The organism is Mesorhizobium kowhaii, assembly GCF_003253745.1.
Taxonomy (GTDB): domain Bacteria; phylum Pseudomonadota; class Alphaproteobacteria; order Rhizobiales; family Rhizobiaceae; genus Mesorhizobium; species Mesorhizobium kowhaii.
The window spans coordinates 47,638-74,560 of sequence record NZ_MZXV01000076.1; the positions used below are offsets into that span (position 1 = coordinate 47,638).

Annotated in this window: 25 protein-coding genes; 9 read left to right on the forward strand and 16 right to left on the reverse strand. The window is 60.4% G+C overall.

From position 1 onward, the window contains the following. Positions 1 to 57 precede the first annotated feature (57 nt). From B5V02_RS33705 to B5V02_RS33720, 4 genes are read right to left on the reverse strand one after another with little or no spacing between them, the layout of a single operon-like run. On the reverse strand, positions 58 to 555 hold the full coding sequence (locus B5V02_RS33705) for a hypothetical protein (RefSeq protein WP_111548291.1): 498 nt from the start codon (positions 553 to 555) through the stop codon (positions 58 to 60). Then, positions 552 to 1,139: a hypothetical protein gene (locus tag B5V02_RS33710; RefSeq protein ID WP_111548292.1), complete on the reverse strand. Its 588-nt coding sequence runs from the start codon at positions 1,137 to 1,139 to the stop codon at positions 552 to 554. The genes B5V02_RS33705 and B5V02_RS33710 overlap by 4 nt, the downstream gene beginning before the upstream one ends. Further along, entirely contained in the window at positions 1,132 to 1,713 is a 582-nt protein-coding gene (locus B5V02_RS33715; RefSeq protein ID WP_111548293.1) for a MotA/TolQ/ExbB proton channel family protein, read from the reverse strand. The genes B5V02_RS33710 and B5V02_RS33715 overlap by 8 nt, the downstream gene beginning before the upstream one ends. 20 nt (positions 1,714 to 1,733) lie before the next feature. After that, positions 1,734 to 2,093 carry a hypothetical protein gene (locus tag B5V02_RS33720; RefSeq protein ID WP_208647179.1) on the reverse strand — a complete coding sequence of 120 codons (360 nt, stop codon included), beginning with the start codon at positions 2,091 to 2,093 and terminating at the stop codon, positions 1,734 to 1,736. 933 nt (positions 2,094 to 3,026) lie between these two features. Here B5V02_RS33720 and B5V02_RS33725 point away from each other — a divergent pair. Further along, a complete protein-coding gene (locus tag B5V02_RS33725; protein ID WP_111548294.1) occupies positions 3,027 to 5,204 on the forward strand; it encodes an adenylate/guanylate cyclase domain-containing protein in 2,178 nt (725 codons plus the stop codon). A 139-nt stretch (positions 5,205 to 5,343) separates the two neighbouring features. On the opposite strand, the gene B5V02_RS33730 is transcribed toward B5V02_RS33725, so the two are convergent. Then, complete coding sequence (locus B5V02_RS33730) at positions 5,344 to 6,942, reverse strand: ABC transporter substrate-binding protein (protein ID WP_111548295.1); 1,599 nt, start codon at positions 6,940 to 6,942, stop codon at positions 5,344 to 5,346. A gap of 379 nt (positions 6,943 to 7,321) precedes the next feature. On the opposite strand from B5V02_RS33730, the gene B5V02_RS42860 reads away from it, so the two are divergent. The 3 genes from B5V02_RS42860 (at position 7,322) to B5V02_RS33750 (ending at position 9,440) form a co-directional block, all read left to right on the forward strand. Beyond that, positions 7,322 to 7,489, forward strand: a complete 168-nt coding sequence (locus B5V02_RS42860) for a hypothetical protein (RefSeq protein ID WP_111548544.1) — start codon at positions 7,322 to 7,324, stop codon at positions 7,487 to 7,489. Between the two features lie 448 nt (positions 7,490 to 7,937). Then, a complete protein-coding gene (locus B5V02_RS33740) occupies positions 7,938 to 8,387 on the forward strand; it encodes a Ros/MucR family transcriptional regulator (RefSeq protein ID WP_111548296.1) in 450 nt (149 codons plus the stop codon). Between the two features lie 813 nt (positions 8,388 to 9,200). Further along, positions 9,201 to 9,440 carry a hypothetical protein gene (locus B5V02_RS33750; protein ID WP_111548297.1) on the forward strand — a complete coding sequence of 80 codons (240 nt, stop codon included), beginning with the start codon at positions 9,201 to 9,203 and terminating at the stop codon, positions 9,438 to 9,440. Between the two features lie 386 nt (positions 9,441 to 9,826). On the opposite strand, the gene B5V02_RS33755 is transcribed toward B5V02_RS33750, so the two are convergent. The 5 genes from B5V02_RS33755 to B5V02_RS33775 all read right to left on the reverse strand — a co-directional run bounded on the left by B5V02_RS33755 (position 9,827) and on the right by B5V02_RS33775 (position 14,350). Further along, the gene (locus tag B5V02_RS33755; protein WP_111548298.1) at positions 9,827 to 10,312 is read right to left on the reverse strand and encodes a hypothetical protein; all 486 of its coding nucleotides are present in this window, start codon (positions 10,310 to 10,312) and stop codon (positions 9,827 to 9,829) included. A gap of 23 nt (positions 10,313 to 10,335) precedes the next feature. After that, complete coding sequence (locus tag B5V02_RS33760; RefSeq protein ID WP_111548299.1) at positions 10,336 to 12,726, reverse strand: primase-helicase family protein; 2,391 nt, start codon at positions 12,724 to 12,726, stop codon at positions 10,336 to 10,338. Between the two features lie 6 nt (positions 12,727 to 12,732). Then, on the reverse strand, positions 12,733 to 13,092 hold the full coding sequence (locus B5V02_RS33765) for a hypothetical protein (RefSeq protein WP_111548300.1): 360 nt from the start codon (positions 13,090 to 13,092) through the stop codon (positions 12,733 to 12,735). A gap of 490 nt (positions 13,093 to 13,582) precedes the next feature. Then, positions 13,583 to 13,921 carry a helix-turn-helix domain-containing protein gene (locus B5V02_RS33770; RefSeq protein WP_111548301.1) on the reverse strand — a complete coding sequence of 113 codons (339 nt, stop codon included), beginning with the start codon at positions 13,919 to 13,921 and terminating at the stop codon, positions 13,583 to 13,585. 207 nt (positions 13,922 to 14,128) lie between these two features. Next, positions 14,129 to 14,350: a DUF6471 domain-containing protein gene (locus B5V02_RS33775; RefSeq protein WP_111548302.1), complete on the reverse strand. Its 222-nt coding sequence runs from the start codon at positions 14,348 to 14,350 to the stop codon at positions 14,129 to 14,131. A 127-nt stretch (positions 14,351 to 14,477) separates the two neighbouring features. Between B5V02_RS33775 and B5V02_RS33780 the strand changes: the two genes are divergently transcribed. The 3 genes from B5V02_RS33780 to B5V02_RS33790 all read left to right on the forward strand — a co-directional run bounded on the left by B5V02_RS33780 (position 14,478) and on the right by B5V02_RS33790 (position 17,674). Continuing rightward, the gene (locus B5V02_RS33780; protein ID WP_111548303.1) at positions 14,478 to 14,696 is read left to right on the forward strand and encodes a hypothetical protein; all 219 of its coding nucleotides are present in this window, start codon (positions 14,478 to 14,480) and stop codon (positions 14,694 to 14,696) included. A 62-nt stretch (positions 14,697 to 14,758) separates the two neighbouring features. Beyond that, on the forward strand, positions 14,759 to 15,442 hold the full coding sequence (locus B5V02_RS33785; protein ID WP_111548304.1) for a hypothetical protein: 684 nt from the start codon (positions 14,759 to 14,761) through the stop codon (positions 15,440 to 15,442). A 1,227-nt stretch (positions 15,443 to 16,669) separates the two neighbouring features. Further along, entirely contained in the window at positions 16,670 to 17,674 is a 1,005-nt protein-coding gene (locus B5V02_RS33790; protein WP_111548305.1) for a tyrosine-type recombinase/integrase, read from the forward strand. Between the two features lie 193 nt (positions 17,675 to 17,867). Here B5V02_RS33790 and B5V02_RS33795 read toward each other — a convergent pair whose 3' ends face one another. The 3 genes from B5V02_RS33795 to glmM form a co-directional block, all read right to left on the reverse strand. Beyond that, a complete protein-coding gene (locus B5V02_RS33795) occupies positions 17,868 to 18,641 on the reverse strand; it encodes an outer membrane protein (RefSeq protein WP_111548306.1) in 774 nt (257 codons plus the stop codon). A 209-nt stretch (positions 18,642 to 18,850) separates the two neighbouring features. Further along, positions 18,851 to 19,681 carry an outer membrane protein gene (locus B5V02_RS33800; protein ID WP_111548307.1) on the reverse strand — a complete coding sequence of 277 codons (831 nt, stop codon included), beginning with the start codon at positions 19,679 to 19,681 and terminating at the stop codon, positions 18,851 to 18,853. Between the two features lie 279 nt (positions 19,682 to 19,960). After that, complete coding sequence (gene glmM / locus B5V02_RS33805) at positions 19,961 to 21,313, reverse strand: phosphoglucosamine mutase (protein WP_111548308.1); 1,353 nt, start codon at positions 21,311 to 21,313, stop codon at positions 19,961 to 19,963. 368 nt (positions 21,314 to 21,681) lie between these two features. Between glmM and B5V02_RS33810 the strand changes: the two genes are divergently transcribed. Further along, positions 21,682 to 22,527, forward strand: coding sequence for a hypothetical protein (locus B5V02_RS33810; RefSeq protein WP_111548545.1), 846 nt, complete (start codon positions 21,682 to 21,684; stop codon positions 22,525 to 22,527). A gap of 74 nt (positions 22,528 to 22,601) precedes the next feature. Here B5V02_RS33810 and B5V02_RS33815 read toward each other — a convergent pair whose 3' ends face one another. Both B5V02_RS33815 and B5V02_RS33820 read right to left on the reverse strand, forming a co-directional pair. Further along, positions 22,602 to 23,477 (reverse strand): NAD(P)-dependent oxidoreductase, encoded by an 876-nt coding sequence (locus tag B5V02_RS33815; protein ID WP_111548309.1) that lies wholly within the window; start codon positions 23,475 to 23,477, stop codon positions 22,602 to 22,604. A gap of 30 nt (positions 23,478 to 23,507) precedes the next feature. After that, positions 23,508 to 24,272 carry an SDR family NAD(P)-dependent oxidoreductase gene (locus tag B5V02_RS33820; protein ID WP_111548310.1) on the reverse strand — a complete coding sequence of 255 codons (765 nt, stop codon included), beginning with the start codon at positions 24,270 to 24,272 and terminating at the stop codon, positions 23,508 to 23,510. 232 nt (positions 24,273 to 24,504) lie between these two features. Here B5V02_RS33820 and B5V02_RS33825 point away from each other — a divergent pair, with 232 nt between their 5' ends. Next, positions 24,505 to 24,825, forward strand: coding sequence for a winged helix-turn-helix transcriptional regulator (locus B5V02_RS33825; protein ID WP_281005011.1), 321 nt, complete (start codon positions 24,505 to 24,507; stop codon positions 24,823 to 24,825). Between the two features lie 81 nt (positions 24,826 to 24,906). Here the strand turns inward: B5V02_RS33825 and ftsH are convergent, their stop codons facing one another. After that, entirely contained in the window at positions 24,907 to 26,832 is a 1,926-nt protein-coding gene (ftsH, locus tag B5V02_RS33830) for an ATP-dependent zinc metalloprotease FtsH (protein WP_111548312.1), read from the reverse strand. Between the last annotated feature and the right edge of the window lie 91 nt (positions 26,833 to 26,923).

The window sequence follows — 26,923 nt, forward strand, 5'->3', positions numbered from 1 at the left end:
ATCGCGAGCGCGAACTCGAAAGCGCGCTCCATGCCGTCCGCGTCCGCCATCACCGCTTCATGACTTGGGCTGCGTATAGACGAGGGGGCTTGCGCCGCGCTGATAGTCCTTTGTCGGCAGGGCCGGTTGCGGCCGTGCGTAGAACATCGGCTCGCGCGTATCGAGACCGGCGTCGGTGGCCTGCATCTTCATCTCCACCCCAGTGCCGTCGGCTTCCGCCTTACCCATCGCATCTTGCAGCTGTTGCGCGGCTTGCTGGCTCCATGGCAGCACATAGAAGCGCGGCTCAGCCGAGCCGGGCGTGGTGAGCCATACGTAGATGGCTTCGTTCTCAATCGGGAAGGCGCCCACTACCTGGGCTTTTGCCGTGTCGCGCCACTCGAGGGTCATTGGCTTGGGACGGCCAAGAAGCTCGCTGGCGCCGACATAGACGACGGTGATCAGCGCCAGGAAGATGCCGACCGAGAGTGTGCGGCGAACAAAACCCGCATGCGGCAGGATGACGAAGATGAACGCGCCGAGCAGCAGCGCGAATATGATCGGAGCGATCATCATTGGGAGGCCGCCACGCGCAGGGGTTTGAAGATGCTATTGATGCTGCCCGGCACCAGTTGGCCAGTCGAATCGAGCTTGAATCTCAAGGCGGTAAGCTCCTGGTTGGGCTTGCGCAACTGGACCGTCGTTGTGGCCACCGGCGCTGACGACTTGGCATCGCGCTTTACATTGACGCTTATCTTCACCGGGACGGGATATGTAACGTTGACGCCGCGATACATGTGAACATTGACGACGTATTCGCCCGCGGGCGCGCCCCTGGAATAGGCGACTTCGTGGTTGGAGTCGGTCATGTCCTGCGCCATGCCGAGGTCGTCGCGCAGCAGATCGAATACCTTGCCGCTCTTGTTGGAGTAACCGACCGGCACATCGCCGGGCGCCTGGACCCACAGATCGACATCGGCGTCGAGCTTGTCGGGCCACTGCGTCTCGACGGTGACGTTACCGGGCGCCGTGACACCATCGGTTTCGCTCGCCTTGGCTGGCGGGTTCATCACCGTCATCATGAGCACGGTCATGAGGACGAAGCCGCCGAGCATCAAGAGAGCGGTGTCGAGCCAGACAGTAAGAGTTTCCTCATCCATCGAAGTTGCCCAGCAGGCGAAGATTGATCTTCAGCCACAGGTTCGTGGCTATGCCGAGCAGCGTCGCATAGAGCGCGACATACATGCCGTCGATGACCGACGCGATCATCGGCCGGATTGCATTGGGGTCGGCCGAGCCGCCGGTACGCGCCGCCGAGAAGGCGACGATGAGCCCAACCACAGTTCCAAGCAGCCCGATCCGCACAACATGGGTCGCTAGCCAATCGACATCGCGCCAGCGCCGGAGGAAAACGCACAGAATACCCAGGGCGCCGATGGCCGCGATCAACCAGCACAGAAACGCGTTGTTGCCGGCGAACGGTTTGCCGGCAATGCCGACGACCCACAGCCCGACGATACCGGCGGCGCCGATCGCCTGAAGAACGATGAACCGCGACAGAAACGCGAGCGGAGCCCCGCTCATGTCGTCAGAGCGCGTGTCCCACGGCTTATGGACAGCGGCTTGCGACGCCGGGTCATCTGGCTGCTCTCGCACCAGCTTCGGGGCGACCGGGCTAACGATGGACCGCAACTTCTGTCGCGGCGCACTTTCCAGGGAATAGGTATCAACCATGTTGGCCTCCTTCTACGCGATCAGGCGCCGCGCTCGCCCTTGGCGCCGACCCGCTTCAATTCTTCCCAGCCTTCGCCGGACGCGACGAGGCAGCTTGGGCCGTTCGGCTGGCTGATCAGGATCGTCCAGGTCTCGCCGTCGTCGCTGGTCAGCACTTCAATGACTGAGCCGTTCTTGGCCAGCCCGAGGGCAACGGGCGCTTCCTTGAATCGACTGGAAAGTTGCTTCAGGAGTTCTGGCCGCGGGGCGCAGGGAGGCGATCCGGTCTCCGCCGCCACCGGTATGGTGGAGATGGCGACCAGTACGAGTGCCGCGCCCATCACCTTGGTGCGCGTCAACTCAAAGCGTGACTTAACCTGTTTGAAAGCTTGGTTGGACATCGGGACCTCCGAGTTGTACGAAGGCAGGCCTCTCGGCCAGCCCTACGGTCGATTCAACCTTCGTGCCAAGGGTGTTGTTCGCACCCGCTATAGCCTTGCAGACTATTGCAGGAGTCGGGGTGCCTTCCATTCTACTAGGGTTTACTCGGGTATCTGATTAGTCAGGGCAGCTCAAACCTTAGTATCAACGAGGTGCTGTGCTATTTGGAAACACTTGGTCCTTTTTGAACTTCGGCAGGCCATTACAACAAGTCGATGTAATCGATCAGCGGAAACGGTGAAAGCTGTGAGGGATCTTCGATTTCCCAAACCACTGAGACTGGTCCCGAAATCCGCAAGGGGCGCATCGTTGCCAGTTCCTGGGAAGCACTCGAGTGCCTTCACGACCAATGGCCAGAATGGGCGAGAGGTCCAAGCTGTCGAGCAGCCTAAGGCCTTGGCGCGATTCCTTGGACGGTTGGCGGGCTTCGCATCGCCGAGTCCGGTATTCAAAGGACGCAATCTGTATTTTCTAATGGCAACTAATGTCGGAAATTGCGCCAGAAACGGCCATCGCAACGCCTGTCATCGAACGACCCAAATGGGCCGGAAGCAGTAGGTCCGCTTGTGGTGGATGGAACAACGATAGCGGACGTTTGAACTTCCAATGTCCGATGTCGTGAGTTGACCCAAAGCCGACATTCACATTGTAAGTGAATCACGAGATAGGCACGTGCCCAGCGATCGAGAAGTGTCGGCCGTCAGGTCCCGCTGACCCACTGCGCCAGCTAGGCGCTCACCGGCTCGGGTTGCTCCAACGGTCCGATACCGGACCCTCCGCCGGTCACGAGGCGTGAAGTCTCGATCTGACCCGAAGCCGACCTGAGCAGCCCTAGGCTCAGGAGCAAAACTCGCCTAACATGACAGCGAGCGTGCCCCACGTGTGGAGCTGGCATGCAGCGCAAGCTTGCAGCGATTCTTGCCACCGACGTCGTTGGCTACAGCCGCCTTATGGAGGCGGATGAAGCCGATACATTGGCGCGCCTGAAGAGCACGCGCGAGAACCTGATCGATCCGAAAATCGCAGCCTACAATGGGCGAATCGTCAAGCTCATGGGTGATGGTGCGCTGGTAGAGTTCCCGAGCGTTGTTGATGCAGTCACCTGCGCCTTCGAAATCCAGCGCACCATGGCAGAGTGCAATGCCGAACTGCCGAAAGAAAAACAGCTCGAATTCCGCATTGGTATCAACCTTGGCGACGTCATCATCGAAGGGGCGGACATCTACGGTGATGGGGTGAATGTGGCGGCGAGGCTCGAAGGGTTGGCGCTGCCGGGAGGCGTGTTGATTTCGGGAACAGCATTTGATCAGGTCGAGAGGAAGCTGGACTATGGGTTCGAGTTTTTGGGCGAACAGCGTGTCAAGAACATCGAGAAGCCCGTTCGCCTCTACCGAGTGGACCCGCGCACCCCGGTTATCTCAGGAAGTCGCAAACCTGACGGCACGCGGCGCTGGATCGCAGTCGCGGCCACAGTATTGATTCTGATCGTCGCGGGGCTGGCGCTTTGGCAGCGCTTTGGTGACGATCTCGTTCGACCCAGTGACGTGGCCTCGCAATCGAAGATGGCGTTGCCGCTGCCCGATAAGCCGTCAGTCGCCGTGCTCCCGTTCACCAACATGTCCGACGAGGCGGGGCAAGAGTCCTTCACCGACGGCATGACCGATGACTTGATCACCGACCTTTCCAAGGTTTCCGGCCTCTTCGTGATCGCGCGAAACTCGACATTCGTTTACCGCGGCAAGCCTGTAGAAATCAGCAAGGTCGCGGAGGAACTTGGCGTGCGCTACGTCCTGGAGGGGAGCGTACGGCGCGCCGGCGAGCAGGTGCGAGTCAACGCCCAGCTCATTGATGCCCTCACCGGCGGGCATGTGTGGGCGGACAGGTTCGATGGAAACGTCGCCGATATCTTTGCGATCCAGGACGTTTTTGTGGCAAAGATCGTCGAAGCGTTGAAGGTCAATCTCACGACCACCGAAAAAACGGAAATTGTCCGCGCCAAGCCGGACAACATTGCAGCCAAGGAAGCTTTCGAAGAGGGTTGGAGCCTTTATCTCCGTTACAACGCAAAGGACACAGCTGCCGCCATCACTTCCTTGAAAAAAGCAACTGAACTTGATCCTGAATATGGGCGCGCTTATGCCGCCCTGGCGCTGGCCTACTTCCGCGTGGTTGAGTCACTCTGGGGTAAAGAACTCGGTAGGGACGAACCATATTTCTGGTTGGGAGCTCAAGATTACGTAGAGCTGGCCAAGAAGTATCCAACGTCACTGTCTTATACGGTCGAGGCATTGCGGGACGTTTATCAAGGTCTGGCCGAAGATGCACGCAGGAATGCCGGTCGAGCGATTGCATCGGATCCCAACGACCCCGAGGCACACATCGCAACGGCTTGGGCGCTGACGATCTCAGGCGAACCCGCCGAGGCGCTGAATTTCGTCGCGACCGCCATGCGGCTCAACCCGAACTATCCAAGCCACTACGTTCTCGCTCGTGGATTGGCGCTTTTTGCAATGGGCGATCTGAAACAAGCGGCTGAGGTGTTCGGAGAAGGCGTTAGGCGAAACCCAGACGCAACTGCGCTCTTTCTACCTCTCAGTTCCGTGCTGGCGCAGCTCGGTCGCCGAGAAGAAGCGAGGCGAATGCTACTGAAGTTCCGACCGGGTGTAGGCCAGAAAGGGCTCGAAAACCTTCCCGACACCTTACACCTCTCGTTCAAATGGAATCATGAACATGCAAGCGTCCGGGAGCGCCTGAATGACGGTGTCCGTGTCGCTGCGCTGCCGCTGGACGTCACCATTACGAGCCTGGAAGCAGAGCTTGAGACCGGCAATCCCTTTTCCCAGCAATATGCAGTAAAACGACTGGGCTGGTTTGGAGCTGCGGCAGCACAAGCCGTTCCGGCTCTGGTTGAAGCGCTTAAGGTTGAACATCTCCGCCGGGAAGCCATCGAGGCGCTTGGAAAGATCGGGCCTTCGGCAGGAGCTGCGATACCTGCCCTCGTGGCACTCCAGAATGAAGCTCTGGTTGGCGCTTACGCAAAGGACGCGCTGTCCAAAATCAGAGGCAATTGATGGCCCCTGGACGCGCGCCAGGGATTTCCGCTTGTGGTCCAACTCGGACCTGCTGCGATATCCGCTCCGGAACCGCTGTTGGGGGACAAGGAGACATCAAACGCGTCCAGTTCGCCATCCCAATTTATGAGTACACGGCCTAGGCGAACCACCATCGTTCGGCGATCTTCTGCCCGTCCATCGGCCAGTTCGACGCCACCTCGCCATGGGCGAGAGCCTTGGTGTGGGCATCGACATAGGAGTTGAAGACCAGGTTCACCAGCCCGCCGTCGTCATGCAGCAATTGCTGCATTTCGGCATACATGCCGGCACGCTTGGTATCGTCGGTCTCCGAGCGGGCGGCGACGAGCAGCTCATTGAAGCGCGGATTTTTCCAGAGCGTTTCGTTCCACACCGCTTCCGCCGCATAGCCGGTGGTGAACATCCAGTCGCAGGTCGGCCGGCCGGCCCAGTAGGAGGCGAAGAACGGCTTCTTGAGCCAGACATTGTCCCAGTAGCCGTCATTGGGCTCCCTGATCACATTCAGGTTGACCCCGGCCGCCCGGGCATGCTCCTGCCAGAGGAGAGCGGAGTCGGTCGCACCCGTGAAGGCGGCATCCGCGACCGACAGGTCGAACTGGGTGTTCTCGGCCCCCGCCTTCTTGAGGAGGCTCTTGACCATGTCGGGGTCGTAGACGTGCTTGGGCTGCGGATCGGTCGCGAACTTGACGGTCGGTGCGATCGGATTGTCGTTGCCGATGGCGCCGTGGCCGAGAAACACCTTCTGCACGATCTCGTCGCGATTGAGCGAGTATTTGATCGCATTGCGCACATCGGGATTGTCGAAGGGCGCCTTCTGGACGTTCATGACATAGACGTAGTGGCCGTAGCCGGTCGTCTCCGAGATCACGAGATCGGGGTTCTGCTTCAGAATGTCGAGCGTCTTCAGATCGCAGCGATCCATGTAGTGGACCTCGCCGGTGTTGAGCGCGTTGGTGCGCGCCGTCACATCGTTGATCGCCAGGCATTCGACACGGTCGAACCAGCCCTTGTCGGATTTGAAGTAGTTCGGGTTCTTGTTGAAGGTGGCGATGACGCCAGGCTCGAATTTCTCGAGCATATAGGGGCCGGTGCGGATGCCCGACTCCCAGTCGACGCCGCCCTCTTTCGCCGGCATTACCGGGATGTCCGAGATGATGTAGGGGAAGTCGGCATTGCCGCCATCGAGCTCAAAGACGACCGTCTCGGCACCGTCGGCGACGACGTTCTTGACCGAAGCCAAGAGCGATTTCGCTACCGATCTCGTGCCCTCGCTGTTGTGATGCCTGACCGAGACCACGACATCGTCGGCGGTAACCGTCCTGCCATTGTGAAAGGTGGCGCCTTTCCTCAGTTTGAACACCCACTTCTTGGCGCCGTCTGACGGCTCAAAGCTTTCGGCGAGGTCGGGGACCACGTTGCCCTTGGAATCGATCTCGGTCAGGCTGTTCGACAAGGTTCCCAATAATGCGGTGCCTGTGAACGACGAGTTGAGGGAGAGACCCGGGTCCAGTGTATCGGTGGCGGCACCCTCGCCCATGCCGATCTTCAAGGTGCCACCCTTCTTGGGCTCGGCGCGCACCGCCTGGACGAACATCGCATTGGCGGCCGTGGCGGTAAGGCCGGCGGCGAGCGCCAGCTGAACAAAGTCACGACGCGAAACCCTGCCTTTCGCGGCAAGCTTGGCGGCCGACTGCAGCTTCAATTCGAATTCCGTCATTTCCTGGTTTCTCCTTCAGATCCAGATGGAGAACGGGCATGTCCAAGAAAAGGAAACGAGGAGGCGCATCCCCTCACGAGATGGGTGGGTAACCTCCCCTGTTCGTTCTTGTTTAGTTACTCCGTCGCGGGCCAGACGGTTTCGGCCCGCGGCAGATCATAGCGCGCCCGAGTATGGCGGGCAAACAACCGACGCTCGCGACGTGTGCTACATGCAAGGGAGCCGCCTGAATGACGGTGTCCGTATCGCTGCGCTGCCGCTGGACGTCACCGTTACGAGCCTGGAAGCAGAGCTTGAGACCGGCAATCCCTTTTCCCAGCTATACGCAACGAGGCGACTGCGCTAGTTTGGACCAGCGGCAGCACAAGCCGTTCCGGCTCTGGTTGAGGCGCTCAAGGTTGAGCATCTCCGCCGGGAGGCCATCGAGGCGCTGGGAAAGGTCGGGCCTCCGGCACGAGCTGCGATACCTGCGCTCGTGGCACTCCAGAATGAAGCTCTGGTTGGCATTTACGCAAAGGACGCGCTGTCCAAAATCAGAGGCAATTGATGGCCCCTGGACGCGCGCCAGGGATTTCCGCTTGTGGCCCAACCGCGACCTCCAGCGTGGTCGCCGCTAACGTCCGCTTTCAGGCGGTGGCAAAGGCATCCTCAACGGCCGATATGCGGCGCAAAGTTGCCGTTCGCGTCGCGGAGGACGTACGTCGGTTCGGGTCAGAAGCCAGACATCAGCGATGGCAGCTACTGATCCTCTGCAGAACTGACAAAGTATCGGATCCGGGCATCAGTCTGCCCGTGTGAAACTGTAAGCTAGCGTTGGCCGCGGCGGCCGTCCCCCATGCAGCGCACAGCATAAATCGAAAGCAAGCGACGCGAGCTTGCGCCAACTGGCCTTTCCAGGGCCTTGCCTTGTGGCGAGCAGCCTGTCGGGATGCAATTCCTCGAAAATATGGATACGAACCGCTCACCGCCCTTAAAGCAAAAACGAGGATTCCCCTTTGTCAGACGAAAACAGCAACAGCCAGATTCACCTCATCGAACTCACGGCCGAGATCGTGTCCGCCTACGTCAGCAAGAACGCGGTGCCTGCCACCTCGCTGCACGACCTCATCGAGAGCATAAACACTTCGCTCTCAAAAATCGGGCAGCCGGCCGAACCGGAGAAGCCGGCTCTGTCTCCCGCCGTCAATCCCAAGCGATCCGTTTTCCCCGACTACATCATCTGTTTGGACGACGGGAAAAAGTTCAAGTCGCTGAAGCGGCATCTGAGCACCCACTACGGGCTATCCCCGGACGAGTACCGGGAAAAGTGGGGCCTTCCACGTGACTATCCAATGGTGGCGCCGAACTACGCCGCCCAGCGATCGGCGCTGGCGAAGTCCAGCGGGCTCGGACGCAAAACCGCGGCAAAGCCTGCGAAGAAGGCCCCGGTTAGGCGGAAGGCTTAGGTTCTATTCATCCCGCCAGATGACCCGTTTCTCCCATCGGATCTGCACCAGGCGTCGGATCGGATCGTGTGCAACTGCTCGCCAGTCGGGTGGAATAGCTGCGAGCTCATCCACTCTCGGCTTTTGCACTGCTGACAACGAACTTTGTCCCGCACGTCGTCGATCGTGACGTTGCCAATCACCTCCCGGAGCTCGAGCGGTTTGTAGTAACGCGTGACGTTGCAGCGGGCACCGAATGCCCGCCACCTGCCCCGCGTCATGGGCATGTGTCAGGGTCCAGGCGGCGCCTCTCGGCCACTTCTCGGGTTGCTCCGGCATATGCTGAAAAGATGAACGGGGGCGGCTCCGGTCAAGAGGACGCCTGACCTGCGCGCGTGAGCGACGAAATCAGATTGCCTAAGTCCGAATACGCCACGCCGCCCCGGCGTTCAGCACCATCTCTGCGAGCACGATGGCTGCGCCCGCACTGGTTCTGCTTTGAGCATCGGGCCGAGGGCGAGCATTTCCTCTAGCTGGGCCGAACATGACCCGTCATGACATCGAAGCCGATCTGGAAAGCACGGCCGATCAGATCGCCGACGTTTCTCACGCGGACCTTCAGGTAATGCTCCGACGAGCAGCGCTGATGCTTCGAAACGTAACGGGCTGGTGCTCGACCCGAGGGTCCAAGAGCCCCTGTCGAGCGTAGCGGAAGAAAATGGGGCTCACGAGGGCGGACCTCATCCGAACCATCGTGAAGGACTGGCTTGTGGCCAACGCCTATCTGCCGGTTCCGTATGCGCTGGACGAGGACAGCACGGTGGAAGGCAACGCATGATCAACGCACCACGGCATGAGCGCGACTACCCCGACCGCGAAATCGACTTTCAGGAGGCAATGGAGTCGGGCTTTCAGGTCATTGTGGATTGCATGCTGGAGGCTGGGTGGCGGCGCGGCGAGGTGATGAGGTCGCTTCGCCGCCTGATCGCTGCGGACAACATGACCCAGAAGGAAAACGCCAAGGTCGAGGCTGAACTGGCGATTGCACGGGCGATGATCCGGGCCAGGAAATAAGGGCGACGGTCATTCTTGACCTTTGGCCAGAGCATACGGCGATGGCCCATAGGGCGTATTGGCTAAATAGCATGTTCGGGCTCGCACCGCGGCGCCTCTTCCTCCTCCTTTTCGAGGTAAGCCCTGAGCTGATCGGACCCATCCAGCCTGGGGAATTTTGAAGTAGTTTTCATTCTGTGCCTTATTTCTTGTTACACGGGCGCAACAGCACCGGCGAGGGGGGCTGCGGCCGGCCTCATGTGGGGAATGTTCGCCTGAACGCAAACGCGAAATTCGCTCTTCCTAGAGTACCGAAAGTGATACGTTGAAGCCGGTCGGCACGCTGGCGCTCGGCGGGAGCTCAACTGGCAGCGAAATGACCCGCTCCGTACAATCATTTCACTGGACTAGGACGCCTCGACCTCACGAAAATCTCGCCACAGCCGGTTCACCGCTGGGAACAGGTTTTTCACGCCCTCCAGCTGGGCTATACGATCGTGGACGGCATCCTCGCTGATCACATTGAGCGGCATGCCCATCTGCTGGAGCCAGAGCGCCGAGAACTGCCAATCGGAACACTTACCACCTGAAAGCCACTCGGCGATCTTGTCCGGGCGGTAGTATATGCGGTTGCCCTGCCCTCGCCGCATCGGTTCGGTTGCGGGGCCAAGATCGCGAACCCTCCAGTTCGCCAAGCCCTGGAGGGAAGTGCCCAGAAACCGTGCTGCAAGGCGAGAGGGTATCGGGCGCCATGGAGGAAGGCTTGTCGTCATGGCAATCGAGTAAAAGTGCTTTATGTCGACGTGCTTGGCGATCCCTTCCGGTGTCCAACTGTCCAACTGTCCAACCTCTTTTTCTTCGAAGAGATAGTTGGAAGAGATATAAGTCTGCATGGTCCTTTGCTCCGCGCACCTGGTCAGTTGGCCAGCTGGACAGCGGCCGCGATGGCGGGCGTCAGTCCCGGCGACATAACATCCGAGTCTCTACCCAGTAGAGCAGCCCTGACCTCCTCACTGGAAGCGTTCACCCACTTATCGACCTCCTGCCACGCCCAGACGTAGCCACGCTGCGTCAATCCGACAGGGCGCAGAGCCGACGTCTTCTTGTCACGCTTGCGGTCGCCAAGCCTCTTCAGGATCGGCGTGATCTGCTGCACGGTGATCGTCCTCTTCATGCGCTCCTCGACGGCGCTGGCCACGTCCTCGGCCAGATACACCGGACGATTGAATGGCACCGATCCACTGTCCCTGAGCTCAGCAATGATCTGTTCCGGCACGGATGCGCTGGCCCGGATCAACTCTTCCTTCGCACCGGTTCGCGGCGGCTCTGCATTTGCGTCGAAGTCAGAGAGGTCGAAGTTCACAAGGTAGTGCTTGAAGGCGGCAATACTCTCGTCCGAGAGGCCGACGTCCACGAGCTGACGATAATATGTGTCTTCCCGCTTCGCGGCTTCCACCTTGCACACGAAGAGCCGCCGGTCGTCATGCTCGATGGCCATGGGCTTATCGCTGTTGGTCATGATGATGATGCCGCGAGGCGTCCTCACGTTGAAAGCATCAATCCCCTTGCGCTCGACAGATTGGATCTCCTCTGTGGCCCATCGCTTAAGGCGGTTGTAAGCCGTCTTCAGCTCATCGATCTGCAGTTCGTCGAGGGCCAGAAGACGAACATTTCCGAGCGCAGCCTGCCAACGCTCGCCCAGAACGCCACCGTACACCTCCCGAACATCATTCTCATGGAACATGCGCTTGACGGCTTGCACCAGAAGGTTCTTGCCAACACCCTGTCTGGATTGAAGCACGATCGCCGACTTGATCTTGGCGGCCGGCCGCTGGATGAGATGGGCGAGGTATTGAAGAACCCACCGCCTCTCTCCGTCGCCAGGCAGAAGGTAGCGAAGGTGGTCAAGCCAAAGAGAGGCGTCGCCTTCCGCGGAAGCGATGCCTCCGTCCTTCCAGGTGTTAAAAGTCCGGACGCCATTTTCCTCGACAATGAGCTTTTCATTCCCGACCAGGAAGTCGTGCTCATCGGCCAGACACGACAGTTTCGAATTGCGGAAGGCCGTGCTGGCCAGCTGCTTCTTGCGCATGTTCCGCGTGAAGGAGCGATCGAAATCCTCCTTCGTCTTGTCCCGCCCCGTCGAGATCTCAAAGAACAGACCCGTTTTTGAGTCGAGCACGAACTTCGCCTGCAGCGGTGCGAGCCCCGGATCCGTATGGGCCAGCTCCACCGGAGTTCGAATGACCATCCCTTCTCGGAAGAGGCAGCCTCCACACTCGGAGTTTGTTGCGGCGATCGTCTGGCACAGCTTCGGGCGGTACTTGCTGGCGTGATCCAGTTTGTCCTGGGCTTCACGATAATCGTATCGCAAGTCGCGGGCAGACATCAGATGAAAATACCGCTGCCCTTGTGAGATGTGCGCCAGAATGTCAGCGGCGTCCTTCCACTGCGGCTCAGTCAGGCGCCCGCTACCCTCATCGCATGAACGAAGAAAACGGCATGCAGTGACCAGAGCAAGAGCACCAGCGGCATCCTTGCTTGCATCTTCGTCGCCCGACATCATTTCCTGTCGAAGCGCGTCCGCCAGCGCATGCTCGCCAGAACGCGGCGAACTGTTGGAGTTCGTGGCTATTCGGGCCGCGACGACGCCTTCCAGCTGCTCGAGGGTCCAGGTTCGATCACTTGCCCCATTCAAGATGCGGACAGGCTTGGCCGGCTTGGTCTTCGGGTTGAACGTTCCGGGCACCCTGAGGACACGCGCGAGCTCCGCAATCGTATCCAGCTCGAGCCCGTGGCGTTTCCAGACCATCCGAGCCTGCTCGTTCCAGGCCGACCAGAGCCGCTGAACTCGGCTCCGATCTTCGTTTGTCTCCAGAAGCAGTGGCTCCTGGAACTGCCAGATCGGGTAGATCCCCCCGCCTGAATGGATGATGAGGGTGGGCTCGGGCAAGCCCGCCTCCTCCAGCAGCTTGAGCGCCTGTTCGTCGTTTTCCGGGAGGTTCTTGGCGGCGTGCACCCCGGTAGCGAGGTCGATGTCGAGCGCCAGGAAGGCGACGGCACAGGCCGTATCTTTCTGGCGCGTCTGCTTTTCGAGGGCACGCTCATCGTGAAGAGCCACCGCGAGGTACCGATGAGCGGTATCGGGCTGTGCTGCCAAGAAGTCGAAGGCAATTTCCCGACTACTATACGGAAAAACCGTGTGCCGCGGACGCCCACCCGACAATTCGAACACAACGAGGTTGCCCTCGCTCTCCTGCCCGAACATCCGCTCGATGTAGTCCTTGATCTGCTTCCTGTTGGACTGCATGCGCACCTACCATGCCTTCCGAGAAAACAAGGTAGTGAGAAACGTCCGCGGATCGGCGTTGTCGTAGTGCGCGAACTCACGGACGCGTCGGGTGCGATCGTCCTTCAGGATGATGTCAGCGGCTTGTCTGACATCTTCATCGCCGGCGTTGCGAGCCCAGGATTTCCAGCTCGGAACGTGCAACTTCAGAAACCAGTAGCAGCCTGAAGCAGAAGCGGGATGCGGCTCCGGGCCTAGCCGCTTTTTCACCAATTCGATAAGCGCGTCCGTGGGGATGTGAAGCCGTTGAGCGACTTTGTGATCCACGAGGAGGTCACGGCATTTTGACAGTTGTGGAGAGAGGTCAATCGTTCTTTGGTCTGTCATGAGTTCGTCCTTTTATCAACCCGGTCGTTTCCGGTGCCGAGAAGATGTGAATCGGCCAAGCCAGCAGCAACTGGCCTGTGCTGCGCCGCGCTGCACACACACGATGCACACAAAGGCGCGAGAGGAATAAAGGCTGCGACCTGAAGCGAGGAAGAGGGCAATGTTGCCCTACTCCTCGCATCTCTGAAGCATGCGCGCCTTCGTTGCGAACAAGACGCAAGCTGCTTGGACTAACAGGTGTCAGCAGCGCCGCAGAGCCTCAGGCAAAGCATGTCCGCAGCTACGGAGGTGCATGCCAGGTTTCGGCGTCCGTGAACCGGCCTAGGGTTAGTGGCCCACTTATGAAGCGGCAACCGTGTCTTCCAACTCGTATTGCCCCATCCAAGAGTACCCCCAAGTGATTGATGCGGGCTCTGGGAGGTCTTCCAACTTGACTTCTGGGATATTCGCGTCCTCACACGACAGCAAAATGTTCTCGTGATCTGCCAGATCATCGACGACGTGGGTGAGCCAAGGGCGAATGTGAAGGCTCCCATCCCAGAGAGTAAAAGCTGCAAAATGGCCAATTCTTGTAGCGGACCAAGTGGGTAGCCTTCACCACCTTGTAGTAAAAAACCTCCTCCGACTTGGTCAAGTAAACGCCGGCGGACGGAACAGCGTCGTCTTCTTCCTCGCGGCGACGCATGATCGGCTCTTCGGGGAAGTACGGTTTGCCTTCAATCATGGTCGGTTGTGGAAGCACCCCGTGCTGAGCCATTCGCAGGACATTTTCTTCGCGAATGCCGAGCAGGTCGGCGACTTCTGTTGCGGTCAGATATTTGTCGGACATAGGGTTCCTTTCATTTGGTTCGTCCGACCCACATTTGGTCCCGTGGCGCTCGATCCACTAGGTACGTTCTTCGCAATACCCGGACTTGACCCCGCCCGCGCCAAAACGCGAGCCAGGTCCAAGGCCCCAACCCGGACTGCCCAACCAGAGCTGCGATTGCTGCGTCTAGATCACTGCATGGACGAGGCGCTGGCGCCCCCACAAATGTCAGTCGAGCTTCAGCCTCTGCGACCCTATCGCCTTAAGGCACTGCGCGAAGAAGACGGCGCTGAAGCGTCCGCGTGACAGCTTGTTGCGGATGTTTGCCTCTTTCTCTTCGACCCCAATGGCTGCCAACTTCTCGGCTAGGTCGGCATAGCTCAGGCCCTGGAGCTTCAGCTCGGCCTTCAACACGCCACTTATCAGCCGCTCCCACTCGGATTCGGTCATCGAACATTCTCCGCCAAAAAAACTTTCGCGACCCCATTGCAGTCGCATATTTGCTACTTATGTATCATAAACAGGACTATGATACTGTATTTGCGACTATCTCAGCCGAACACAAAAGGACTCTGACATGACCATCGACCAAACAACGGCAAACGTGATGACGGCTCTCCTTCGCGAACTCTCTTCTGAGCTGGACCTGCACCACAACGACGAGGAGCTCCATACCCTTGAACCAACCATCAAAACGTTGCGGCGTGCCGCCAAGGTGATGGCGGACGCCGGCTACAAAGCCCCCGAAGTCTACCACCACATCGTTGGGCGTTTCGATCGGATGACTCGCGCCTAACATAGCGATCCGACAGCGAAAATTCCACGCCGCCCAACCGCCTCCCCTACAGGACTCTCAAAATGACTGAACCGTTCGATCCCTCTATCTCGAGTTCCGACTATCTGGCCTTGGCTCGTAAGCGCCACCAGGCCGGAACATCTAGACTGAACGAGGAGCTGGCCTGGATGCTGGACGATGAGGCCTACGACTGCGGCCTCAACAAGGAGCACGTCGCCATCCTGATTGACCCTCCCAACTGGAGCTCCGTCGTTCGCGATGAGAGCAGAAAACCCAGGGGCTTCCTGCATGCCCGGATCAATCAGAAGGGCAACGCGGAGATCAACTGGGCGCGCGGCGATCTCGAGATCCTATATGACGAAGACTTTCTGGCCAGGTATGCGGCCGCGGCCCGATCCGCCTACTCGGTCCCATGGCGAGGACTTGGGGAATTGATGTGGTGGAGGGGCTACGAACTGCTGGTCAGCAATGTCACCATTCACAAATCCCCCGCGGCCGCAGCTCTCCTGTATGCCCATGCCGCCCGCCTCAAAGAACTTGCGTCCTTCCTCGGCAAGCACATGACACTGGTCGGAGCTATGGCACCCGACTTCACCTATGAGGATGGGGAGGTAGCCGCTGCGGACTTGGCGCCGACCATTTCGTCTGACCGGTTGCAGGAGATGATCCAGGAGCGCGGCCGCCGAACGACAGTAAGGCTTCGGGAGGCCGTCGAGCGAATGGTGCCGAAGAATGATCCTGAATGAACGCCCGCGCTCTGCGTCCGATGAGGTCACGAGCACCGGTCTCCTCCTTCTTCATGCATGCCTACGATCGTTCAATGATCCCCCTCAACGCCCACGCTCGCCCACCGCTCTCGCCGCTCTCTTCGCATCTGCTGATGGCGCCCTCCAGGAGCCCACAGAGCGTCTCGCGCGTGCCGTCTCCTCCGTCAGAGGGCCGCCTTCGGTCAAGCCATCCAACTGCAGGCGCGAGGAGCAACGGCACGGCCAGCTGGATTTTCGGCTGGCATCTCTGCCCTGCAACTCGACCGTCGGCCCGAGCGTTTTCGAATTGGCTCAGCGGCCGGATCTTTCGATCGCCCGCGCACCTGGGCAGGCAGGGGAAGGAGTATACCCTTTTTTGGGCAAAGGACCGGGTGGCGGCGGGTATAGTCCCAACCACGGTCCGCAGAAAAATTTGTTTTTTCAAGTAATATCACATGCCCGCAGGATGGCCTTCTACTCTTAAAAGTCTCTCTTCCTAGAGTACCTCACATAAGGGCCATGGAACTTGGGCATCTACCAAACTAGATCAGGCGTGCGCCAGTATCGAAAGCCTCCTAAAGCCAGGACGTCTCCTGATCTATGACAAAAAGTATCCTTGAAAAGGGCAGTCCGCCGGACGACGCTGCGCCGCTTCGGCGGGACATCGCAGCCGGCATTGCGTTCCCTGATGGCACGATGGGGAAAGCCGGTCTCCGCAAGGAGCGGGATGCGGGACAACTAGCCGAAATGATCGCAGCCCAAAAACGGCCCGCCAGTTGCGCAATCGGAAAATGCCAGATGGTCCGCGAGCGCGGGTGTGATCCCGCTACCGCCGCGATAGCCGACGCCGGTAACCCTTACCTAGGCGGTCCTGCTCCCAACCGACCCACGTCGCAGCACCTCAAAGGTTCGTCTAGGGTCTCATGGGGCCCGTCCCATCTCACCTCCGATCAATGCCGCCCTGTGCGTCGCTTCGCGACCATCGAGGGCTTTGCCCCGATCGGACGGTGAAGCAACCATGTCCGAAATTTCGAATTCACAAGCGCCGTCCGATATGCCCTCATGGGCGCCTTCATTCACGACACCGGAAGCACTGGCTCGGCACACCGGCTGGTCCGAACGGCGTATCCGAGAGATCGCTCGAAAAACAGGCGCTTGCCGAGTTATTGGCAATCGCATGCTCTTTACCCAATCAGACGTGTACGCCATTCTGGAGGCCAGTCGACCATGCCCCTCACCCTGTTCAAGCGCGGCAAAATCTATCACTACCGGGGCACCGTTGCCGGTAGGCGGATACGAGGCTCTACGCAAACTGCGGACAAAAGACGAGCGCTTGAAATCGCGTCGGCCCGAGAAGACCGAGAGTGGAAAAGTCATCACCATGGCCCGGAAACGGTCCTGACCTTTGCAGATGCCGCCATGCTCTACCGCCGCGCCCAAAAGCCGACGCGCTTCCTTGAAGCTGTAGAAGACTATTGGAAGGACACGCCTGTCAAGCAGATCACAGGCGGCGCGGTGCGCCAGTCGGCCATCGTCCTGCATCCCAAGGCTTCCGGTGCGACGCGAAATCGACAGGTGATCGTGCCGACGCAGGCTATCATCAACCATGCAGCCGGGCTGGAGCTTTGCCGCAATCTCAAGGTGGAGCGCTTCCCGGTCGTCACGAAACGCAAGGAGCCCGCGACATGGCCGTGGGTCCAAGCTTTCATGGCGGAAGCCTCACCACATCTTGGCGCGCTTGCCTGTTTCATGTTCCTGACTGGTGCCAGGATCAGCGAGGCGCTTTCGTTGCGCTGGGCCGATGTCAGCCTCACAGAGAGGCGCGCGCTGATAAAGCAGACGAAGATTGGCGACGAGCGCCGCGCCCATCTGCCGCCCGTCCTTGTGGCAGCTATCGCCAATATCCCGAGCAACCGGGAGCCGGGCGCCAAGGTGTTTCAATACTCCTCTCGGGACACGGCCAAGCCGCTTTGGCGCGCTGCCGTGAAGCGGGCGAAGATCAAGCGTCTTGCCTACCATGCGTGCCGCCACGGCTTCGCAACAGCCATGCTGCATGCCGGGATAGATCCGATCACGGTGGCGAAGCTTGGGGGATGGAAAGACGCGAAACACGTCTTCACGACATACGGGCACGCAATGAGCGACGAAACGCTGGCTGACCGGATAATTGACACGCCAATGGCACGCAGCGATTGGCAAAACGACGAAAAGGCAGTAAAGTCAAAAGCTTAAATAGGAACGGCAATACCCTCGTTGGGGAGGGGTGGCCCACGGACGGCGATATGCGTTCAGGCTTCGGGCGTCAAGAGGAAAGTTTTTGTCGTTGGCAGGATACCGGCGATCTGTGATCAGGATGTCGTGACCTCAAACGCAAACGGCGGACCGAACAGATCCGCCGTTAGTGCTTTCACGCATACCGAGCCTGCTACCAGAGATCGTAGCGCAGCCCGAGCTTGACCTGATGGTTGCTGATCCCCTTGTGAACCGGAAACGAGGTCAGGCTTTCGGCGGTCACATATTCGGCGTCGGGGGCGGAGAAATACTGATAGCCCAGATCGACGGAAACATTCTTGGACACTTGATAGGCAAGGCCCGCATTCAGCGTGTAGGCCAGGGAGTACTTGGTCTTATCATCGTTCTGGACGAAATCGTCGGTGGGATCATCGTTGTCTGTGAAATAGCTCGCCGAGAGCTTGCGCGTGCTGCGGACAACACCGATGCCTGCGCCGAGATAGGGCGTGATCCCGACATAGGTGCCAAGGTCGACATAGCCGTTGAGCATGCCCGAGAAGGCATAGTTCTTCAGCGATGCTGATGCCACGGTGCCCGTTGCCGGCGGTACCACGATCCCCGTATCGTCATAGCTGACGCCGATCTTGTTGCCGGGCAGGTAGCCAAGATTGAGATCGGCACGCAGATAATCGTTGAAATGATAGCCGAAGCCGATGCTGGCAAAGATGGGATCTTCCTTGTCGCTGAAGCTCGCCGGCGTGAAAGCGAAATCCTCATTCTCGAAGCTCTTCTGCGCCAGATAGGAAACATCGCCACGCAGATACCAGCCGGAGCCGACCTCGACCGGCACATAGTCGGGCGCCTGGTCGACATAGACCGGCGGATCGTAGTCGGCGGCGAATGCGGGTGTCAGCGGCAAGAGGGCAAATGCGCCGAGCGCCAGCGCCATACGCGATGTGAGTGTCATGGTCCCGACTCCCGAATTTGGCGCCGCCAGCAATCGCAACGGCAGCCATCGTTTCAAGGAGCATTGTTAACCATAGTGGTTAAGTGCCGGTTAAGGCTAACAGAGCGTTAGCGAATTCATTTCCGGCGGAAACTTTCTTTGCAAGCGACCCAAACGAAAACCGCCCGGCTGATGCCGGGCGGTTCGCGAATTTTCAAGTATTACAAGTGTTACTTGGTGTAGACCGGCTCGGGTTCGGGCTGGTAGGCCACCGGCACGGAGCAACCGTTGTTGCCGCCGAACTGATAGCGCAGGCCACCGCGCACCTCGTGGGTGCTGATGCCACCGTCGAAGCCCGGCCCGGCGCTGCTCGCGTCCCACTCGAACATGCGGCCGCCCTGGATGTGGCTGTAGCGATAACCCGCATCAAGGATCACCTTGTCCGTCAGGCAGTAGGAAGCACCTGCCATCAGGGCGTAAGCGAAGCGCCAGTTGGACGCTCCGGGGTTGGTCTCGGTGGTGTTCGGGTCGTAGACAGTATCCCACTTGACATGCGCGCCGCCGATGCCGGCGCCGACATAAGGCGTGATGCCGTGATAGGTGCCGAGATCGACATAGGCATTGGCAAGCAGCAACAGGGCGCTCATCTTCGACACTTCGGTCGATGTCGTGAGCAGATCCGAGGTGCCGCCATCGAAGTTCGACTTGAACCAGTAGTCGGCGGTCAGGTCCGTACGGAAGTAATCGTTGATCTTGTAGCCGACGCCGCCGCCAAGCGAGAAACCGCCCTTGAGCTTGCCGAAATCGAAACTCTTGCTGCCCGGCGTGACCGTACAGTTACAGGGATCGATGGTGTAAGTCATATAGTCGATGCCGCGCACGGTCGACTTGTGATAATCGATGTCGCCACGAATATACCAGCCGCCGATATCGGCCGGCTGCTCGTAGACCGGTGGCGGAGCCTCTTCGACCACCGGTTCCGGGATGTCGGCTGCGAAAACCGGCCCGGCCAGCCCTGCGAACAGCGCAGCGAACAGGGCCTTTCTTGCTGTATTGAACATGCTTGTCACCCCTAAGACGTTCGGAACGGCGATCGTGTCCGAAATGCGATTTGCTTTCAGTCGTGGATAATGAATTGCAAAGGTTAAAAGGCGTTTAACCCTGTTGCTTAACCACGAATCTCGAAACTTCGAGGAAGCGGGGCGCGGTTTCCGGAGCCCGGGATCGGCCGCCGGCCAACAAAAAGCCCGCCGGAAGGGCGGGCTTTGCGCGGTGGAGATGCTGCGGCGCGGCGCCTTCCCGGGCGCGCTAGGCGCGACGCCCTTTGGGCGCGCTAGGGATCAGGCGGCGCTGCGCGTTTCCGAGATGACTTCGACGATGTTGTTGACGACGGCCTCGACCAGTTGTGGGTCGTCGCCCTCGGCCATGACGCGGATCAGTGGCTCGGTGCCGGATGGCCGGATGACCAGCCGCCCGGCCTTGCCCAGGCGGTGACGGGCGTCTTCGATGGCTGCCTTGACTGGCGCTTCCTCGAGCGGTTTGCCGCCGGAAATATGGACGTTCTTCAAAAGCTGCGGCACCGGTTCGAATTTCTTCGACAGTTCGCTGACCGGCCGTCCCTGCCGTTTGATGCAGGCCAGCACCTGCAGCGCCGAAACGAGGCCGTCGCCGGTGGTCGAGAAGTCCGACAGCACGATATGGCCCGACTGTTCGCCGCCGACATTGAGCCCATGCGCGCGCATATGCTCCACGACATAGCGGTCGCCGACCTTGGTGCGGTGCAACTGCAGCTTCATGTCGCCGAGGAAGCGCTCGAGGCCGAGATTGGACATGACCGTCGAAACGACGCCGCCGCCGGCAAGCCGCCCGCTCTGGTGCCAGGATTCGGCGATCAGCGCCATGATCTGATCGCCATCGACGATCGCCCCGTTCTCATCGACAATGACGACACGGTCGGCATCACCGTCGAGCGCGATGCCGATGTCGGCGCGCACTTCGTGCACCTTCTTCTGCAGACCGGCGGGATGGGTCGAGCCGCATTCCTTGTTGATGTTGAATCCGTTGGGTTCGACATTGATGGCGACGACTTCGGCGCCCAGTTCCCACAGCGCCTCGGGCGCCACCTTGTAGGCGGCACCATTGGCGCAATCGACGACGATCCTGAGGCCCGAAAGCGACATCGAGCGCGGCAAGGTGCGCTTGGCGAATTCGATGTAGCGGTCATGCACGCCGTCGACGCGCTTGGCGCGGCCAAGCCCATCGGAATCGGCGAGCGTCAGTTCGATATCCTTGTCGAGCATGCCCTCGATGCGCTCTTCGATCTCGTCGGAGAGCTTGTAGCCGTCGGGGCCGAACAGCTTGATGCCGTTGTCGTAATAGGGATTGTGCGAGGCCGAGATCATGACGCCGATATCGGCGCGCAGCGAACGCACCAGCATGGCGACCGCTGGCGTCGGGATCGGGCCGAGCAGGAACACGTCCATGCCGGCGGCGCACAGGCCGGACACCATCGCATTCTCGATCATGTAGCCCGAAAGCCTGGTGTCCTTGCCGAGCACGACGCGATGACGATGACTGCCGCGCTGGAACGAGAGGCCGGCGGCCATGCCGACCCGCATCGCGATTTCAGCGGTCATCGGAAACTTGTTGGCGCGCCCGCGAATGCCGTCCGTGCCGAAATAATTCCCTGCCATGCTAACCAGATTCCTCGACAGTTCTTTGCCGGCGCGTCATGCCACAATTGGCCAGGTCGCCATGATCACATTGTGTGATTATATGTTACCAATCCTTAGAAAATCATTGTTGTGCACTGCACACAACCTGGCTGCAACCCATATGCTGAGACTGCCACGCTGCAATATACCAGTCATGCGAGCCTTTCAGTGCGGATGCACCTGGAAAATCTTGCTCTGAATCCAGCAACAGGCAACAATTTCATCACCTTGTCGGGAGGAGCCAGCTTTCGGCGATATATACGCCACTTAGCATCTGGCGCAACCGGCCGTTGAGCGTTATTGGTTTGCAGGGACGTACCATGGGCTGCTGCAACGGAGAAAACGCTATGCTCATCCACCGACTTGCCACTTTGACCGGCCTCGCCGTCGCGACCCTGTTCCTGGCTGCGCCAGCCAACGCGCTGACGATGGCCGAGTGCAGCACGAAGTACAACGCCGCCAAGGACGCGGGGACACTTGCCGGGGCGACATGGAACCAGTTCCGCAAGGCGCAGTGCGGCACCGATGCCGCGGCGACCACCGAAACCAAGCCAGCCGACACCAAGAAGGCAGCCGAAACGAAGCCCGGCAAGGCGGCCAAGGCGACCACCGCTGCGGCTGCCGACAGCACGGCCAAGGGGCTGACGGCCAAGGAATGCAGCGCCAAGTACCAGGCTGCGAAAGCAGCCGGGACGCTCAATGGCCAGAAGTGGAACGACTTCCGCAAGGCCGAATGCGCCGCCGGCGCATCCGCCCCCGCCGACACCAAGCCGGCAACCACCAAGGCCGCCGCGGCTCCCGCCGACAGTGGCGGCAAGGGTCTGAGCATGGCCGAATGCAGCACCAAGTATCAGGCTGCCAAGACGGCCAACACGCTGAAAGGCATGAAGTGGAACGACTTCCGCAAGACCGAATGCGGCGCCGCCGCATCGGATGACGACACGGTGCCGGCCGCCGACGAGGCAAGTTACACCAAAGAGCCGGCAAAGCCGACGACGGTTGCGCCCAAGGGCGTCACTTTCCCGTCGGCGATCTCGCCGAAATATGCCAGCGAGACCCCCGGAAAGGGCCGCATGCATACCTGTCTCGACCAGTACTACGCCCTCAAGGACGCAAATGCGCTTGGCGGTCTGAAGTGGATCCAGAAGGGCGGCGGCTTCTACAGCCTGTGCAACGCCAAGCTGAAGACCTGAGCGCCACATAGCCAGACAAACAAAAGGCCCGCGAGGCGTCAGCTTCGCGGGTCTTTTGTTGCGTTCAAACAGTTTCAATCGACCTGTTTCGGTGGCTGCAGAAGCTCGACCAGGCTGGTGAGATCGGCGTTGGCCTTGCCGGCCGCCACGCCGCGCTTCATCAGGCTTTGCATCGGCAGCATGAGTTCGGTGCTGATGCCTGAGGCCTTGCTGGCATCGATCAGATTGACATAGGCCTCGGCCTGCATGCCGAGATTGGAGACGACATTGCTGGTGTGATCGCCGGCGTCGATCTGCTCGGCCCATTTCGGCAACCCGCCTTGCATCGCTTGCAGCCATGACATCAGCAGCGGCATGAATTCGCCGGCCGGAATTCCCGCGGATCCTGTCAGTGCCAGCGCCTGCAGCACACCCCCGAACAGGCCATACATGCCGGCCAGCAGCGAGATATCGTAGAGCGGTGCCAGGCCGGCATCCTCGCCCAGATATTTGCTGGTGCCGAGCGCATCGAGTTGTTCTGAGTGCGTGTCGAACCCCTGCCTGGAGCCGCTGTAGAGGATCAGGGCGTGCTGCCGGCCGATCATCGGCGGCACCGCCATGATGCCGCCATCGACATAGTTGGCGCCGTGAGTGACGGCCCACTGCGACATCGCCCGCGCCTGCTCGGGCGTGCCGTTGGTGAGATTGACCAGCGTGCGGCCCGATAACGCTTCCCGCGCGGGCGCAAGCGCCTCGTGGACCGTGTCGTAGACCAGAAGGCACACCACGATCAGCGGGCTCGACCTGACGGCGTCCTCGACGCTGGCAGCCACGACGGCGCCCTTGGCCGCCAAAGCGTGCGCCTTTGCCGGGGAGCGGTTCCACACCGTCACCGCATGTCCCTTGTCGAGGAAGGCCTCCGTGAGAGCCGTGCCCATGGCGCCAAGGCCGATTACAGTCATATCGCTCATCTTGTGTCTCCGTGGGTTCGGTTTGCCGGGTCACGCCGGCATGGGGCTCAGATCCTGCCCAAGGCCGCCATCGACGGTCAGCCGCGCGCCTGTGGTGAAGGTTGCATCGAAAGCCAGGAACAGCACCGCACGCGCCACCTCCTCGATGGTGCCGTGACGCTTCATCGGCGTGACCGCGTCGCCTATCCCCATGAAGGCCGCCCGCTCCTCGGCGGAAGCGCTCGCCACGCCCATCGTCGGCGTATCGATGAAGCCCGGGCTGACCACATTCACGCGGATCCGGCGCGGCAGAAGCTCGGCGGCAAGAACCTTGGCGAAAGCGCGAAGTGCTGCCTTCGACCCGGAATAGACGCTCATTCCGCCGTTGCCGGATTCATCGGCAATCGACGACGTGAAGACGATGGCGCCACCATCCTTGATGAGCGGCAGCAGGCGCTGCGTGGTGAAGAAGGCGCCTTTCGTATTGATGTTGAAGATGCGGTCGTAGCTGTCCTCGGTGACCCGCTCCACCGGTTCGAGATTGGCAACCCCGGCATTGATGTGGAGGAAGTCGATCTGGCCGAGCTTCTGTCCCACTTCGGCCCCGAGCGTGACGATATCGGCCATGTCGCTGATGTCCGACTGCACGACATGGGCGCGCGAAAACAACTTCGCGCGGGCGGCTTCGATGTTGCGGTGATCGCGGCCGGTGACCAGCACGTCGGCGCCGCCTTCGACCAGGGCCTCCGCCACGGCAAGCCCCATGCCGTGCGTTCCGCCGATCACCACGGCCTTTTTGTTTGCGTATCGTGTCATGATCCATCCTTTTCGCCAAAATCCGACCGCCGACGGCCTTTGCAGGCCGAAGCAAGGTACCGATATGTTGTTGTGCTGTTCGCCGGTGCCGGCGATCTGGTTTGAAGTTATGGACCGGCTTGGTTTTTCTCAAGTACCGACAAAAATGTAAGCCACCCACCGATTGCTCAGAATTGGATGAAATATGGGAAAGAAACAGCCAGATAGTTGCGGATTGGGGCCGGCGCTGGAGGTGATCAGCGGCAAATGGAAGGCGTTGCTGCTCTGGCAGGTCCACAAGGCGCCGGCGCGCTTCGGTGAACTGAAGCGCCTGGTGCCCGACATCAGTGAAAAGATGCTGATCCAGCAGCTGCGCGAAATGGAGGCCGACGGCATCGTCCACCGCGAGGTCTTCCCCGAAGTCCCGCCCAGGGTCGAATACTCGATCACCGAATTCGGTATCGAGCTGGACAATGCCCTGATTCCGCTCGCCAGATGGGGCAAGCAACATGCCGGACGGACCGACGGGCAGCGCCCCGGCAAGGCAAGCGCGCTCGCGCCGCGCGGCCTGTGACCAACGCCGAACAGCAAAACGCCGCGGGTTGAAGCCGCGGCGTTTGTTTTGAAGTCAGTGGTCTGGAATCAGTGGTCTCGGTCAGCTTGACGGCTGCGGTTCCATGCCGCCTTCCGGCTCGGGTCCCTTCTTGCGCCGGCCGGACTTCGGCACGGCCGAGCCACGGCTTGGCGGCGTGTCGTCGCCGAGGTCGCGCGAAGGCTTCTGCCCGGCGATCAACTGCTTGATCTCTTCGCCCGACAGCGTCTCGTATTCGAGCAGCCCTTCCGCCAGCGCAATCCATTCCTTCTTCTTCTTGGTCAGGATGGATTTTGCCGTCGAATAGGCCTCGTCGATCAGGCGGCGCACTTCGGCATCGATGATCTGCGCGGTCTCTTCCGAGACGTTCTGCGTGCGCGCCACCGAATGGCCGAGGAACACTTCCTCCTGGTTATCGCCATAGGCGACGTGGCCGAGCTTGTCGGAAAAGCCCCAGCGCGTAACCATGGCGCGTGCCAGCTTGGTCGCCTGCTCGATGTCCGAGGAGGCACCCGAGGTGATGTTTTCCTTGCCGAACTTGAACTCCTCGGCGACGCGGCCACCCATCATGATGGCGAGCCGCGAGATCATGTATTTGTAGCTCATCGAATAGCGGTCGCCTTCCGGCAACTGCATGACCATGCCGAGCGCCCGGCCACGTGGGATGATGGTGGCCTTGTGCAGCGGATCGGCCGACGGCACGTTGAGCGCCAGGATGGCGTGGCCGGCCTCGTGGTAGGCGGTCAGCGCCTTTTCGGCCTGGGTCATCGCCGACGAACGACGCTCGGCGCCCATCATGATCTTGTCCTTGGCGTCCTCGAACTCGGCCATGGTCACCAGGCGCTTGTTGCGCCGCGCGGCCATCAGCGCCGATTCGTTGACGAGGTTCATCAGATCGGCGCCGGAAAACCCGGGCGTGCCGCGAGCGACGACCTTGAGGTCGACATTGGGCGCCAGCGGCACGTTTCGCACATGCACCTTGAGGATCTTCTCGCGGCCGACGATGTCGGGGTTCGGCACCACCACCTGGCGGTCGAAGCGGCCTGGACGCAGCAGCGCCGGGTCGAGCACGTCGGGCCGGTTGGTGGCGGCGATCAGGATGATGCTTTCGTTGGATTCGAAGCCGTCCATCTCGACCAGCAGCTGGTTCAGCGTCTGCTCGCGCTCGTCATTGCCGCCGCCGAGACCGGCGCCGCGATGGCGGCCGACGGCATCGATTTCGTCGATGAAGATGATGCAGGGCGCGTTCTTCTTGGCCTGGTCGAACATGTCGCGGACGCGGCTGGCGCCGACGCCGACGAACATCTCGACGAAGTCCGAACCGGAGATGGTGAAGAACGGCACATTGGCTTCGCCGGCAACCGAGCGGGCGAGCAGCGTCTTGCCGGTTCCCGGAGGGCCGACAAGCAGCACGCCACGCGGAATCTTGCCGCCGAGCCGCTGGAACTTCTGCGGATCGCGCAGGAACTCGACGATCTCTTCCAGATCTTCCTTGGCTTCATCGACGCCAGCAACGTCCTGGAAGGTGACGCGGCCATGCGCCTCGGTCAAAAGCTTGGCCTTCGACTTGCCGAAGCCCATGGCGCGCCCGGATCCAGACTGCATCTGGCGCATGAAGAATATCCAGACGCCGAGGATGAGGATCATCGGCAGCCACGAGATCAGATAGCCGAACAGCGAATTGGAACCGTCGGTCTCAGGCCGCGCATTGATGGTGACGTTCTTGTCCTGCAGCCGCGAGACCAGCGACGGATCGCCGGGCGAATAGGTCTGGAAGCCGCTGGCATTGTCGGTGTAGGTGCCGCTGATGCGGGCGCCCGCAATGGTCACCGTCTTGACCCGGCCGGCCGCGACATCCTGCAGGAACTGCGAATAAGGCACATCGCTTGAGGCCCCTCGCGTCTGCGGCGTCTGGAACAGATTGAACAGGGCGATGAGCAAAACCGCTATGATCGCCCAGAGCGCGAGGTTGCGATAGTTCGGATTCATCAATTGTCCCGTTGGCGTCCGCAGGGCGGACACACGTCATGAGAGGAAACTTGCGCCTAACATAGGGAGAGCGCCTCCCCTTGCCAAGCAT

Coding starts and splice junctions, on each gene's coding strand:
- B5V02_RS33780 (WP_111548303.1), top strand. CDS start 14,478: ATGACCATCGACCAAACAACGGCAAACGTGATGACGGCTCTCCTTCGC.
- B5V02_RS33820 (WP_111548310.1), bottom strand. CDS start 24,272: ATGACACGATACGCAAACAAAAAGGCCGTGGTGATCGGCGGAACGCAC.
- B5V02_RS33775 (WP_111548302.1), bottom strand. CDS start 14,350: ATGACCGAATCCGAGTGGGAGCGGCTGATAAGTGGCGTGTTGAAGGCC.
- B5V02_RS33720 (WP_208647179.1), bottom strand. CDS start 2,093: ATGTCCAACCAAGCTTTCAAACAGGTTAAGTCACGCTTTGAGTTGACG.
- B5V02_RS33715 (WP_111548293.1), bottom strand. CDS start 1,713: ATGGTTGATACCTATTCCCTGGAAAGTGCGCCGCGACAGAAGTTGCGG.
- B5V02_RS33765 (WP_111548300.1), bottom strand. CDS start 13,092: ATGACAGACCAAAGAACGATTGACCTCTCTCCACAACTGTCAAAATGC.
- glmM (WP_111548308.1), bottom strand. CDS start 21,313: ATGGCAGGGAATTATTTCGGCACGGACGGCATTCGCGGGCGCGCCAAC.
- B5V02_RS33755 (WP_111548298.1), bottom strand. CDS start 10,312: ATGCAGACTTATATCTCTTCCAACTATCTCTTCGAAGAAAAAGAGGTT.
- B5V02_RS33760 (WP_111548299.1), bottom strand. CDS start 12,726: ATGCAGTCCAACAGGAAGCAGATCAAGGACTACATCGAGCGGATGTTC.
- B5V02_RS33790 (WP_111548305.1), top strand. CDS start 16,670: ATGCCCCTCACCCTGTTCAAGCGCGGCAAAATCTATCACTACCGGGGC.
- B5V02_RS33710 (WP_111548292.1), bottom strand. CDS start 1,139: ATGGATGAGGAAACTCTTACTGTCTGGCTCGACACCGCTCTCTTGATG.
- ftsH (WP_111548312.1), bottom strand. CDS start 26,832: ATGAATCCGAACTATCGCAACCTCGCGCTCTGGGCGATCATAGCGGTT.
- B5V02_RS33795 (WP_111548306.1), bottom strand. CDS start 18,641: ATGACACTCACATCGCGTATGGCGCTGGCGCTCGGCGCATTTGCCCTC.
- B5V02_RS33770 (WP_111548301.1), bottom strand. CDS start 13,921: ATGTCCGACAAATATCTGACCGCAACAGAAGTCGCCGACCTGCTCGGC.
- B5V02_RS33750 (WP_111548297.1), top strand. CDS start 9,201: ATGATCAACGCACCACGGCATGAGCGCGACTACCCCGACCGCGAAATC.
- B5V02_RS33705 (WP_111548291.1), bottom strand. CDS start 555: ATGATGATCGCTCCGATCATATTCGCGCTGCTGCTCGGCGCGTTCATC.
- B5V02_RS33810 (WP_111548545.1), top strand. CDS start 21,682: ATGCTCATCCACCGACTTGCCACTTTGACCGGCCTCGCCGTCGCGACC.
- B5V02_RS33815 (WP_111548309.1), bottom strand. CDS start 23,477: ATGAGCGATATGACTGTAATCGGCCTTGGCGCCATGGGCACGGCTCTC.
- B5V02_RS33800 (WP_111548307.1), bottom strand. CDS start 19,681: ATGTTCAATACAGCAAGAAAGGCCCTGTTCGCTGCGCTGTTCGCAGGG.
- B5V02_RS33725 (WP_111548294.1), top strand. CDS start 3,027: ATGCAGCGCAAGCTTGCAGCGATTCTTGCCACCGACGTCGTTGGCTAC.
- B5V02_RS33730 (WP_111548295.1), bottom strand. CDS start 6,942: ATGACGGAATTCGAATTGAAGCTGCAGTCGGCCGCCAAGCTTGCCGCG.
- B5V02_RS33785 (WP_111548304.1), top strand. CDS start 14,759: ATGACTGAACCGTTCGATCCCTCTATCTCGAGTTCCGACTATCTGGCC.